The sequence below is a fragment of the Pseudomonas sp. NFACC05-1 genome (genome assembly GCF_900100135.1).
Lineage (GTDB): Bacteria > Pseudomonadota > Gammaproteobacteria > Pseudomonadales > Pseudomonadaceae > Aquipseudomonas > Aquipseudomonas fluorescens_Q.
Window position 1 is genome coordinate 38,324 of record NZ_FMTR01000033.1, and the last position, 12,875, is coordinate 51,198.

At 61.0% G+C, this 12,875-nt stretch carries 10 protein-coding genes; 4 read left to right on the forward strand and 6 right to left on the reverse strand.

Annotated elements, in window-relative coordinates; genetic code table 11:
* Positions 1-183: 183 nt before the first annotated feature.
* The 4 genes from BLO97_RS28010 to BLO97_RS28025 form a co-directional block, all read right to left on the reverse strand.
* The gene (locus BLO97_RS28010; protein ID WP_092146037.1) at positions 184-432 is read right to left on the reverse strand and encodes a DUF1652 domain-containing protein; all 249 of its coding nucleotides are present in this window, start codon (positions 430-432) and stop codon (positions 184-186) included.
* A 239-nt stretch (positions 433-671) separates the two neighbouring features.
* On the reverse strand, positions 672-2,156 hold the full coding sequence (locus BLO97_RS28015; RefSeq protein WP_072341941.1) for a helix-turn-helix transcriptional regulator: 1,485 nt from the start codon (positions 2,154-2,156) through the stop codon (positions 672-674).
* 84 nt (positions 2,157-2,240) lie between these two features.
* Entirely contained in the window at positions 2,241-3,524 is a 1,284-nt protein-coding gene (locus BLO97_RS28020) for a Zn-dependent hydrolase (protein WP_092349279.1), read from the reverse strand.
* Between the two features lie 83 nt (positions 3,525-3,607).
* Complete coding sequence (locus BLO97_RS28025; RefSeq protein WP_092349282.1) at positions 3,608-5,086, reverse strand: NCS1 family nucleobase:cation symporter-1; 1,479 nt, start codon at positions 5,084-5,086, stop codon at positions 3,608-3,610.
* A 608-nt stretch (positions 5,087-5,694) separates the two neighbouring features.
* On the opposite strand from BLO97_RS28025, the gene hydA reads away from it, so the two are divergent.
* The 3 genes from hydA (at position 5,695) to preA (ending at position 9,960) form a co-directional block, all read left to right on the forward strand.
* On the forward strand, positions 5,695-7,134 hold the full coding sequence (gene hydA, locus BLO97_RS28030) for a dihydropyrimidinase (RefSeq protein ID WP_092349285.1): 1,440 nt from the start codon (positions 5,695-5,697) through the stop codon (positions 7,132-7,134).
* A gap of 183 nt (positions 7,135-7,317) precedes the next feature.
* On the forward strand, positions 7,318-8,685 hold the full coding sequence (locus tag BLO97_RS28040) for an NAD(P)-dependent oxidoreductase (RefSeq protein ID WP_092349291.1): 1,368 nt from the start codon (positions 7,318-7,320) through the stop codon (positions 8,683-8,685).
* Positions 8,686-9,960, forward strand: coding sequence for an NAD-dependent dihydropyrimidine dehydrogenase subunit PreA (gene preA, locus BLO97_RS28045; RefSeq protein ID WP_092349294.1), 1,275 nt, complete (start codon positions 8,686-8,688; stop codon positions 9,958-9,960).
* A gap of 71 nt (positions 9,961-10,031) precedes the next feature.
* On the opposite strand, the gene BLO97_RS28050 is transcribed toward preA, so the two are convergent.
* Together BLO97_RS28050 and BLO97_RS28060 are read right to left on the reverse strand one after the other, a co-directional pair.
* Positions 10,032-10,652, reverse strand: coding sequence for a TetR/AcrR family transcriptional regulator (locus tag BLO97_RS28050; protein ID WP_092146051.1), 621 nt, complete (start codon positions 10,650-10,652; stop codon positions 10,032-10,034).
* 233 nt (positions 10,653-10,885) lie between these two features.
* Positions 10,886-11,248, reverse strand: a complete 363-nt coding sequence (locus BLO97_RS28060) for a DUF6124 family protein (protein ID WP_092146055.1) — start codon at positions 11,246-11,248, stop codon at positions 10,886-10,888.
* 902 nt (positions 11,249-12,150) lie between these two features.
* Between BLO97_RS28060 and BLO97_RS28065 the strand changes: the two genes are divergently transcribed.
* Positions 12,151-12,875: OprD family outer membrane porin (locus BLO97_RS28065; protein WP_371856952.1), on the forward strand; the 725-nt coding region annotated here is incomplete at its 3' end.

Genomic DNA, 12,875 nt, shown 5'->3' on the forward strand with positions numbered 1-12,875 from the left:
AGCTTTTGTGGCGAGGGAGCTTGCTCCCGCTGGGCTGCGCAGCAGCCCCTCTCAAGCTCACTCAATCAACCTGATCCACCGCGTCGCCGGGTTCCAGGGCCGCTGCGCGCCCCAGCGGGAGCAAGCTCCCTCGCCACAAGGTGTGCGGTGCCTGATCTTTGGTGATTAGGCTGTCCTGATCATTTATACCGGGTCACTGCGATGCAGCGGGATATTTTCCAGCTCATAGCGCAGCTCTTCGATCAACTTGGCGATGCTCTCTTCCGAACGGACGCTGTCGACACTCATGCCGCTCACCACCAGGTCCACCTCGCCGCTTTCACGGTGATACAGGCGTACAGTGAGGGTGCCGTCACCATTGAGGCTGCATTCGCAGGCCAGCGGCGTAAAGCTTTCTTCCAGGCGGGTGCGCAAGGGGGCCAGATGGGTCATGAAATGCACCTCAGCCCTGGGGGCACAAATGAACGGTGGACAGCACCGACCTCCTGGTCCGCATAGGCATCCTGTCGCTCTCATACTGGGTTAGTTCACTGCACATTGTGGCGTATTCCTTGACTGTTTCGTGGGGACGCGACATCACAGACGATGTCGCACACTGACAGCCTAAGGAACCGCCCCCCCATGCAAAACCCGAATTTGCACCAGCATGCCCGGTGCATTTGCACTGGCTATCATGGTGCCTTCATTCGCCATTCGTTTGCGAACAACCCCCGCTCCCGCGCCCAGACAATCGCCTCGCTGCGGCTATGGACATCCAGTTTCGAATACAGCGTAGCCACGTGATTGCGCACGGTATTGGGCGCCAGCTTCAGGCGCGCGGCGATTTCCTTGTCCGCCAAGCCTTCGCAAATCAGCCCCAGCACGTCACGCTCGCGGGCCGTCAGCTCGGTGAATGACACGCTGGGCACCTGGGCGTTGATGCTCTTCACGTTAGCCAATTTTTCAATCAGGGTCCGACTGAACCAGGACGCGTCTTTCATCACCTCTTCGATAGCCGCCACCAGCTCCAGCTCCGAGCGCTTGCGCTCGGTGATGTTCATCAGCACCAGTAGATAGCAAGGCTTGTCCTGGATGAGCACCGTATCGGCGGCGACCTCACAGTCGATGAGTTCGCCACCCTTCTTGTGCACCTTGACGTCGATACTCGAGACAGCAGCGGCCTTTTCCAGCCGGGCAAACAGCGCGGCGCTGGCGTCCTTGTCGAGAAAGCCGATTTCCTCCACGGTTTTTCCCAGCAGCTCTTCGCTGGCGTAACCGGTGGTCTGGAGAAACGCCTCGTTGATTTCCAACAACTGCTGTTCAGCGCTGCACACCAGGGTGGGTACGGGCGACAGGCGGAACGACTTGGCAAAGCGCTCCTCGCTCTGGCGCAGGGCCGTTTCCGCCTTGCGTCGCGGCTCCATGTCCATGAAGGAAAACAGCATGCAGTCTTCGTCGTGCAGGTCCAGCGGCTGGCCGGCGACGATCACCTGTTTGCTGGTGCCGTCGGGCAATTTCAACTCGGCCTGCATTTGCGGAATGGTCGCGCCCTGCCCCAGGCGTTCGATGGCCAGGTCGCGTCTTTCGGCGGCTTCAAGCACGTCAAGCTCATAGACCGAACGCCCAATCACCTGCTCGCGACTGTAGCCGGTCATCTCCAGGAATCCCGGATTGACCTTGATGTAACGCAGGTCACTGAGGCGACAGATCACCGCCGGTGCCGGGTTGGCCCCGAAGGTTTTCTCGAAGCGCTGCTCGGCGCTGGCCCATTCGGTGGCATCGCTGAGGATCAGCACGAGAAGCTCCGGCTCGCCGTTGCGGTCGGCCAGCACCATGCTGCGGATCCGATGCACCCAGGTCCGATCCGGGTCGGCCTGGGGCGTGACTTCCACCAGCACATCGCTGAACTCATCGCCACGGGCAACCCGGGCGATGGGGTAGTTGTCGTCGCTCAGCGGGTGATTGTTGCGATAACGCAAATTGAAACGCCGGGCGTATTGCCTGGCCGTGGTGCCCAGCTCACTGAGATCCTTGACCCCGTGCATCGCCAAGGCCGCTGCGTTGGCCCAGGCAATGGTCTGGTCGACCTCGATCAACATCACCCCGTCGGACAGCCCGGCAATGATCTGCAGCAATTGACGACGGTTGGTATCGGTGGTCGGGACTTGCTGATTCATTGGGTCTCCATGTGGTCAGTAGGTTTCAAGCATGGATGCGTTGAAGGTTACGACCACATGGGTTTGCAATAGTGCATCGGCCCTTCAAGCCGCCATGCGCCCCTCGGCAATCGCTTGTGAGGCGGCCAGCATCGCTCGCAGCAGCACTGCGCAACCGGCGGCGAGATCGTCCGGGGCGGCATTTTCGATTTCGTTGTGGCTGATACCCCCTTCGCAGGGCACGAAGATCATCCCGGCCGGGCCCAGTTCGGCGAGGAAGATCGCGTCATGACCGGCACCGCTGACGATGTCCAGGTGGGACAGGCCCAGCCCTTGGGCAGCGCCGCGTACGGCGTCGACGCAGCCCTTGTCGAAATACAGCGGCGGGAAATCGGCCGTGGGTTTCAAATCGAAGGTCAGGCCATGTTGCTGGCAGGTGTCTTCGATCACCTGCTTGACCTCGGCGATCATCGAATCCAGCCGCGCCGGTTCCAGGTGACGAAAGTCCAGGGTCATGCGCACTTCGCCGGGGATGACATTGCGCGACCCCGGATAAGCTTGCAGGCACCCGACCGTGCCGCAGGCATGGGGTTGATGACCGAGGGCGGCGCGGTTGACGGCGCCAACGATGATCGAGGCGCCCACCAGAGCGTCCTTGCGCAGGTGCATCGGGGTCGGGCCGGCGTGGGCCTCGACGCCGCGCAAGGTCAGGTCGAACCATTTCTGCCCCAATGCGCCCATCACCACGCCGATGGTCTTGCCCTCGTCTTCGAGGATCGGCCCCTGTTCGATGTGCGCCTCGAAATACGCCCCCACCGGATGCCCGCTGACCGGGCGCGGGCCGGCATAGCCGATGGCATTGAGCGCCTGGCCCACGCTGATGCCCTCGGCGTCGACCTTGGCGAGGGTTTCTTCGAGGGTGAATTTTTCCGCGAACACGCCGGAGCCCATCATGCACGGGGCGAAACGCGAGCCTTCTTCGTTGGTCCAGACCACCACCTCCAACGGTGCTTCAGTCTCAATGTTCAGGTCATTGAGGGTGCGCAGCACCTCCAGCCCGGAGAGCACGCCAAAGCAGCCGTCGAACTTGCCACCGGTGGGTTGAGTGTCGATGTGGCTGCCGGTCATCACCGGTGGCAGGTTCGGATTGCGCCCCGGACGACGGGCGAAGATATTGCCCACCCCATCGATGCTGACAGTGCAGCCCGCCGCCTGGGTCCATTGCACGAACAGGTCGCGGGCCTGGCGGTCGAGGTCGGTCAGGGCCAGCCGACACACACCGCCCTTGACCGTGGCACCGAGCTGGGCCAGGTCCATGAGCGATTGCCACAGGCGATCGCGATTGATGTGCGGGTGGGTGGATTGCAGGACGTCGATGGCTGCGTTCATGGGGATCTCCATTTTTTCAGGCATGTTTTCGGTGTACTTGAGGCCACTATCGCGAGCGAGCTCGCTCGCGATGAGGCCCTTCCTCACACCGCGGTTTTAGCGACGGATGGGCTCGCTCGCATACTGCACAACCCGTAATAAATCACCCCGCCCAGCGCCGAGCCGGTGAACCAGCCGTAGCTGTAGAACCAACTGAACGCATCGCTGCCCAGGGACAGCAGCGTCAGCACCACCGGCACGCCAAAGGCGATGAAGCCATTCCAGTTCCACGCCGGGTAAATGTCGTCGCGGTACAACCCGGCCAGGTCCAGTTGCTGTTTCTTGATCAGGAAATAATCCACCACCATGATCCCGGCAATCGGCCCCAGCAGGCTCGAATAACCCAGCAGCCAGTTGGAATAGACCGACTCCAGGCTGACCTCGGACACAATCAGGCCAAGCTTCTTCAGCAGTTCGTGGGCCATCAGCGCCAGCCCCACCAACCCGGTGAGCATCACCGCCTTGGTGCGACCGATCAGTTTCGGCGCAAGATTCTGGAAGTCGTTGGTGGGCGAGACGATGTTGGCGGCGGTGTTGGTCGAGAGCGTGGCGACAATGATCAGCACCATCGCCAGAGCCACCCACACCGGGCTCTGGATGTGCCCGATCAAGGTCACCGGGTCGGAGACGGTCACCCCCACCAGTTTTTCCGAGGCGGCGGTCATGACCACGCCGAGGGAGGCGAACAGGAACATGGTCAATGGCAGGCCAATGATCTGCCCCACGATCTGGTCTTTCTGACTCCTGGCATAACGGCTGAAGTCAGGAATGTTCAACGACAGCGTGGCCCAGAAACCGACCATGGCCGTCAGGCCGGCAAGGAAGTAGCTGGTCACGCCGGCGCCTTCGGGACGCTTGGCCGGGACCGCCATCAGTTCAGTCAATGAAACGTTGGGCAATGCCCACACCAACAGACCGACGCCCACCAGCACCAGCAGCGGCGCTGACAAGGTTTCCAGCCACTTGATCGACTCGGCACCGCGCAGCACCACCCACAGGTTGATGACCCAGAACACCATGAAGCCGATCACTTCGCCGGTGCCACCCAGGCTCTTCCAGCCTTCGAACACCGAGCCGAGAAACAGGTGGATCGCCAGCCCGCCGAACATGGTCTGGATCCCGAACCAGCCACAGGCCACCAGGGCGCGGATCAGGCACGGCACGTTGGAACCAATCACGCCGAAGGATGAGCGCAAAAGCACCGGAAACGGAATGCCGTACTTGGTTCCGGCAAAGGCATTCAGGGTCAGGGGGATCAGCACGATGATGTTGGCAAACAGAATCGCCAGCAGCGCCTCGCCCACTGTCAGGCCGAAATAGGCGGTGAGCACGCCACCGAGGGTGTAGGTCGGCACGCAGATCGCCATGCCTACCCACAGTGCAGTGATGTGCCATTTGTTCCAGGTTCGCTCGTGCACCTTGGTCGGCGCGATGTCGTGGTTATAACGGGGGCTGTCGAGGACGTCGCTGCCGGCTTCAAGCTCGAACAATCCGTCGCGCTCGGTCACTGTTGATCTGGTCATGTCCGCTCCACTGTTTTCATTATTTTTGCTCATCGACGGGCGATGGCCGGAGTACTTGCACGCGTGCTCCCGACCACCCCGCCAGACCCACGACGGCACTCAATAACCGTGCCGGATAATGCGCCGAGCTGACCGGATGATCGATATAACCCTTTCAACCTTTTGATGTTTAACGTTTTAAAGCCACGTTATTGCCTTGTTTCACTCCCTGCTTACCGCCCTTGAGGCTAGATGACCTTCACGCCCTGTCGAGGGGGAGATTCAAAGTGGTGCACCCCGGATCAACGCAAGGTGTCTAGATCGCACTTGCAACGCTTTCAAGCCGCTGATTTACCATGACAAATCTCGCTCAAATAACGATCCTGTCAAGTGCGTCAAAATGGTGAGCAGGCTCACCATTTTGGTGAATTTATAAATTAATCCTTTAATTTCAATAAGTTAATTAACGCATAAGCTTATAAAAAATAATCTTGCTCATTTCATAAACTCCAGCTAGCGTCTAATCCTGACAGTCGTGACAAGAATATAAACCGCCACGACTTTACCTACCGTGATCGATAAAACATAAAGAACCGGCAACAGTCGGTCATGCCTGCGAGGAACTCGGAATGTCTCTGTTGATCCGTGGCGCCACCGTTATTACCCATGATGAAAGTTATCGCGCCGATGTGTTTTGCGCCGACGGCGTGATCAAGGCCATCGGTGACAACCTGGATGTTCCGGCCGCTGTCGAAGTGCTCGATGGCGGCGGCCAATACCTGATGCCCGGCGGCATCGATCCCCATACGCATATGCAGTTGCCATTCATGGGCACGGTCGCCAGCGAGGACTTCTTCAGCGGCACGGCGGCAGGTCTGGCCGGGGGCACCACCTCGATCATCGACTTCGTGATTCCCAACCCCCAGCAATCGTTGATGGAAGCCTTTCACCAATGGCGTGGCTGGGCCGAGAAAAGTGCCAGCGACTACGGTTTTCACGTGGCAATCACCTGGTGGAGCGAACAGGTCCGCGAAGAAATGGCCGAGCTGGTCAGCCATCATGGGGTGAACAGCTTCAAGCATTTCATGGCCTACAAGAATGCGATCATGGCGGCCGACGACACCTTGGTCGCAAGCTTCGAGCGCTGCCTGGAACTGGGCGCGGTGCCCACCGTGCACGCCGAAAACGGCGAACTGGTCTACCACCTGCAACGCAAGTTGCTGGCCCAGGGCATCACCGGGCCGGAGGCCCATCCGTTGTCGCGTCCTTCGCAAGTGGAAGGCGAAGCCGCGAGCCGGGCCATCCGCATCGCCGAAACCCTGGGCACGCCGCTGTACCTGGTGCACGTGTCCACCAAGGAAGCGCTGGATGAAATCACCTACGCCCGCAGCAAGGGCCAACCGGTCTACGGTGAAGTACTGGCCGGGCATCTGTTGCTGGACGACAGTGTTTATCGCGACCCCGACTGGCAGACCGCCGCCGGCTACGTGATGAGCCCACCCTTTCGCCCACGCGGGCATCAAGAGGCTCTCTGGCACGGCTTGCAATCCGGCAACCTGCACACCACCGCCACCGACCACTGTTGCTTCTGCGCCGAACAGAAGGCTGCCGGCCGCGACGACTTCAGCAAGATCCCCAACGGCACCGCCGGTATCGAAGACCGCATGGCCGTGCTCTGGGACGAGGGGGTCAACAGCGGAAAATTGTCGATGCACGACTTCGTCGCCCTCACCTCCACCAACACCGCGAAGATCTTCAACCTCTACCCGCGCAAAGGGGCGATCCGCGTCGGCGCCGATGCCGACCTGGTGCTCTGGGACCCGCAAGGCAGCCGCACGATTTCCGCCAAGACCCACCATCAGCAGGTGGACTTCAACATCTTCGAAGGCAAGACCGTGCGCGGCGTGCCCAGCCACACCATCAGCCAGGGCCGGCTGGTGTGGGCCGACGGCGACCTGCGGGCCGAGCGCGGCGCGGGGCGCTACATCGAGCGGCCGGCGTACCCGGCGGTGTTCGATTTGCTGAGCAAGCGGGCGGAGTTGAACAAGCCAACCGCCGTGAAACGCTGAAATCCGGGCCTTTGATCGTTCCCACGCTCCGCGTGGGAATGCAGCCCGGGACGCTCTGCGTCCCAGAGCGGAACGCGGAGCGTCCCCAGAGGCATTCCCACGCAGAGCGCGGGAACGATCAAGGCAACGAAAAAAACCACTGCCCACCAGAGGCAGCACCTCAAACACCGTGAGGCCCATTCCATGATCCAGCCCTTGAGTCACCTCCCCCATTCCCAGGAAGACCCGGCCACCCTCGCCGCCCGCTTCAGCGACCTGGCGCCGCCGCTCAATGCGCGCCAGGCCCACCTGGAAGCCTCCCGGTGCCTGTATTGCTACGACGCACCGTGCGTGAACGCCTGTCCAAGCGAAATCGATATCCCTTCATTCATCCGCAACATCCACCAGGACAACGTCCAAGGCGCGGCCCAGAAAATCCTCTCGGCCAACATCCTCGGCGGCAGTTGTGCCCGGGTCTGCCCCACGGAGATCCTTTGCCAGCAAGCCTGCGTGCGCAACAACGTCCATGAATGCGCGCCGGTATTGATCGGCCAGCTGCAACGCTACGCCGTGGATAACGCCCATTTCCGCGAACACCCGTTCAAGCGTGCCGCCACCACTGGCAAGCGTATCGCGGTGGTCGGTGCCGGCCCGGCGGGCTTGTCCTGCGCCCATCGCAGCGCGATGCACGGCCATGACGTGGTGGTTTTCGAAGCCCGTGAAAAAGCCGGCGGCCTCAACGAATACGGGATCGCCAAGTACAAACTGGTGGACGACTACGCCCAACGTGAACTGGACTTCCTGTTGGAGATCGGCGGCATCGAAATCCGCCATGGCCAGAAACTCGGCGAGAACCTGAGCCTGAGCGACCTGCACCAGCAGTTCGACGCGGTGTTCCTCGGCCTCGGCCTGGCCGCCAGCAAACAACTGGGCCTGAGCGACGAACAGGCACCGGGGCTGCTGGCCGCCACCGAATACATCCGTGAACTGCGCCAGGCCGACGACCTCAGTCAGTTGCCCCTGGCCGACCGCTGCATCGTGCTCGGCGCCGGCAACACCGCCATCGACATGGCCGTGCAAATGGCTCGTCTCGGCGCCCGGGACGTCAGCCTGGTGTACCGCCGTGGCTTGGAAGACATGGGCGCCACCGTCCATGAACAAGACATTGCCAAGGCCAATCAAGTGCGCCTGTTGACCTGGGCCCAGCCGCAACAGGTCTTGCTCGACGACGCGGGGCATGTGCGCGGCATGCGTTTCTCCCGCACCCATCTGGAAAACGGCAGGCTGCTCACCAGCGCCGAGACCTTCGACCTGCCCGCCGACGGCATTTTCAAAGCCATCGGCCAAGCCTTCGATGACAACGCACTGGTGGACCCGCTGGCCCGGGAGCTCAAGCGCCAGGACGGACGAATCCTGGTGGACGAACACCTGCGCACCAGCATTCCCGGTGTCTACGCCGGCGGCGATTGCACCAGCCTGGACCAGGACCTCACCGTGCAGGCCGTGCAGCACGGCAAGCTCGCCGCCGAGGCGATCAACGCTCAACTCATGCTCAACGTGGAGGCTGCGTAAATGGCCGATCTGTCGATTGTCTTCGCCGGCATCAAAGCCCCCAATCCGTTCTGGCTGGCCTCCGCGCCGCCCACCGACAAGGCCTACAACGTGGTCCGCGCCTTCGAGGCCGGCTGGGGGGGCGTGGTCTGGAAAACCCTCGGGGAGGATCCGGCGGCGGTGAACGTGTCGTCGCGCTACTCAGCCCATTACGGCGCCAATCGCGAGGTGTTGGGCATCAACAACATCGAGCTGATCACCGACCGTTCCCTGGAGATCAACCTGCGGGAAATCACCCAGGTGAAAAAGGATTGGCCGGACCGGGCGTTGATCGTGTCGCTGATGGTGCCCTGCGTCGAAGAATCCTGGAAACGCATCCTGCCGTTGGTGGAAGCCACCGGCGCCGACGGCATCGAGCTGAACTTCGGCTGCCCCCACGGCATGCCGGAACGCGGCATGGGCGCGGCGGTCGGCCAGGTGCCGGAGTACGTCGAGCAAGTAACCCGTTGGTGCAAGACCTATTGCTCGTTGCCGGTGATCGTCAAGCTCACGCCGAACATCACCGACATCCGCGTCGCCGCCCGGGCCGCCCATCGCGGCGGCGCGGATGCGGTGTCGTTGATCAACACCATCAACTCCATCACCAGCGTCGACCTCGACCGCATGGTCGCCCTGCCCAGCGTCGGCAGCCAGAGCACCCATGGCGGTTATTGCGGCTCGGCGGTCAAGCCGATCGCGCTGAACATGGTCGCCGAAATCGCCCGCGACCCACAGACCCACGGCTTGCCGATCTGCGGCATCGGCGGCATCGGCAGCTGGCGCGACGCCGCAGAATTCATCGCCCTGGGCAGCGGCGCGGTGCAGGTGTGCACAGCGGCGATGCTGCATGGCTTTCGCATCGTCGACGAGATGAAGGACGGCCTGTCGCGGTGGATGGACGAGCACGGCCACGCCAACCTCCAGGCCTTCTCCGGGCGCGCGGTGGGCAACACCACCGACTGGAAGTACCTGGACATCAACTACCAGGTCATCGCGAAAATCGACCAGGAGGCGTGCATCGGTTGCGGTCGCTGCCACATCGCCTGCGAAGACACCTCACACCAGGCCATCGCCAGCCTCAAGCAAGCGGACGGCACACGTAAATATGAAGTAATCGATGAGGAATGCGTGGGCTGTAACCTGTGCCAGATCACCTGCCCGGTGCAAGACTGCATCGAAATGGTGACGGTGGACACGGGCAAGCCGTTTCTGGATTGGAACCATGATCCGCGTAATCCCTACCATGTAACGGCTTGAAGGTTGAGGTGTCTGGACTGGCGCCATCGCGAGCTTGCTCGCGATGAGGCCCTAAGCCACAGCATAAAACCTCAGGGCTCCAACCCAATCCCCCGCAAAATCACACTGGTCACGGTCTGCACCGCCCGCTCGAACTGCATGTCCGACAGCGGCTGGTGGTCGTTGAGGATGTTGATCTGGTGGTCGAAATCGGCGTAGTGCTGGGTCGAGGCCCAGATCATGTAGAGCAGGCTTGAGGGTTCTATCGGGAGGATGCGTTTGTCTTCCACCCATTGGCGGATTTTCGCTTCCTTCATCTTGGCCCAGTCGTAGAGGCTGGCATCCAGGGCCTGGCCTAGCGTCGGGGCGCCGTGGATGATTTCGTTGGCCCAGACTTTCGAGCCGTAGGGACGGCTGCGGGAGTGGTTCATCTTGGCGCGGATGTAGCTGCTGAGCACCACCCGGGGGTCGTCGAACATTTCGAAGCACAAGGCGTCCTGCTTCCAGACCTCCAGCAGGTCGAACAGCACGGCGCTGTAGAGTTCGCTCTTGGTGCTGAAGTAATAGTGCAGGTTGGAACGGGGCAATTGCACTTCGGCGGCGATGTCGGCCATGGCGGTGCTGCCGAAGCCTTTTTCGGCAAAGACCTTCTCGGCGGCCAGCAGGATTTTCTCGACGTTACTGCGACGAATCTCGATCTTGTGATTGCCCATGAGGGCTCCCTGGGGACAGCGTTGGCCAAGGTTAGCATTCACTCACTTTCGATAACACTGGGGGCTCGCTCCCTATTTGACCGTGCATGTTCAGGCGGATGTGCACAGTGCCCTTGTGGCGAGGGAGCTTGCTCCCGCTGGACTGCGAAGCAGACCCAGGTTCTTTGTTTCAGCACAATTTTTTTGGGGCGGCTTCGCCACCCAGCGGGAGCAAGCTCCCTCGCCACGGGGGGTTATGTCGGCTGACGGGTTTCGATGTTGTCCAGTGCACGGTTTGCCAGCAGGCTGCCCAGTTCGATCAGTTGTTGGATGCCCAGGAGGAAATGCCGGCGTGAACCATCCAGGTCGAAAGCCAGGTCGTTGACCATGACATTGGCCGAGGCCAGGGTTTCGCTGAGGTTGGCGAGCAGGCTTTCGGTGTCGACGTTTTGGATGACGGTGAAGAGTTGGACGGGCGCAGCCTCGGCTTCGGGCTTGTCCGGCTTGGGGTTCAGGTAATAGTCGAGTACGCGCTCGGCGGCTTCGTCGAGTTTCTTGGTTTTTTTGCGTGGTGGAGTCGGGTCGGTGTCCGGTGGGTTGGGGGTTACTTTGAACATAGTTGAAGCTCCGATGCTGTAGTAAGGGAGCCAACACCCTCTCGCTACCAAACGAATTAGGGTGGCGGCCATACGAAGGTTGGTAGACCGGGCATCGGAGCCGGCGCCTCCGAAGAGACCCTGCGCATGGCCACCAAAAAGCGAAGTGCATGATTGCACTTGCAAGAGATGACGCTATGCACCGACACCAGGGCTACCAAACCCGATCGCTGATTCCTCAGCGACCCGGAAACGATAAAACCCGACCGCCAGGCGCACAAGCCGGCGGATTCTGGCGCAGGTGTAGGCAATGGCGCAAGACAACGTAGCCCGATCCAGAAGGATCCTACATTCGGATAAACACTGCCCTGTTTGGACTGGGAATAGGGTCAACAGCACACCTGTGGCGAGGGAGCTTGCTCCCGCTGGGTGGCGAAGCCGCCCCAAAAATTTGTGCTGAAACAAAGAACTTGGGCCTGCTTCGCAGTCCAGCGGGAGCAAGCTCCCTCGCCACAGGAGACTTCTGCATCCATTAGATCGTGGGCATTCGACTAATGTCTTAGACCAGTCATCGCACAACTACACCCCGCACAACTGTTCTCAGAGTCCCGTACAGGCCTGGCGTCAAAGCCTTCTATCTTCACTTCGCTCACCTGCAACCATCGAAACGCCTCATTTTTAAGCACCCTCGGCTTGGATAATTCCGATAATGGCCAGTTGACAACGACGTGCGGCTTCCAAATAATCGCCCTCATGTTGTACGACGACGTATAACAAATAAAAACAACAAAAAAGTAGGGAGCGTCATAGTGAGCACACGTGTCCGTTTTTCGCCCGAGCACCGTCCAAACCACCGTACCCTTCTCAACACCAGCCCTGCACTGATCCTGCTCGGTTGCAGCAGCCTGTCTCTGTTTCTCCCGATGACCGCCAGCGCCGAAGGCTTCGTCGATGATGCCAAAGCCACGCTGAACCTGCGCAACGCCTATTTCAACCGTAACTTCACCAACCCGAACAATGCCCAAGGCAAAGCCGAGGAATGGACCCAGAGTTTCATCCTCGACGCCAAGTCCGGTTTCACCCAGGGCGTGGTCGGTTTCGGCGTGGACGTGCTCGGCACGTACTCGCTCAAGCTCGACGGCGGGCGCGGCACCACCGGCACTCAACTGCTGCCGGTGCATGACGACGGCCGCCCGGCCGACGACTTCGGCCGTTTGGGCGTGGCCCTGAAGGCCAAGGTGTCGAAGACCGAATTGAAGGTCGGCGAATGGATGCCTGTGCTGCCGATCCTGCGCTCCGACGACGGTCGCTCCCTGCCGCAAACCTTCCGTGGCGGCCAGGTGACCTCCACCGAAATCAGCGGCCTGACGCTGTACGGTGGCCAGTTCCGCGCCAACAGCCCGCGCAACGACGCGAGCATGGAGGACATGTCCATGAACGGCCGCGGCGCGTTCACCTCCGACCGTTTCAACTTCGGTGGCGGTGAATACGCCTTCAACGAAAAACGCACCCAGGTCGGCGTGTGGTACGCGGAACTGTCCGACATCTACCAGCAACAATATTTCAACCTGACCCACAGCCAGCCCATCGGCGACTGGACCCTGGGCGCCAACCTCGGCTACTTCACCGGCAAGGAAAACGGCAGTGC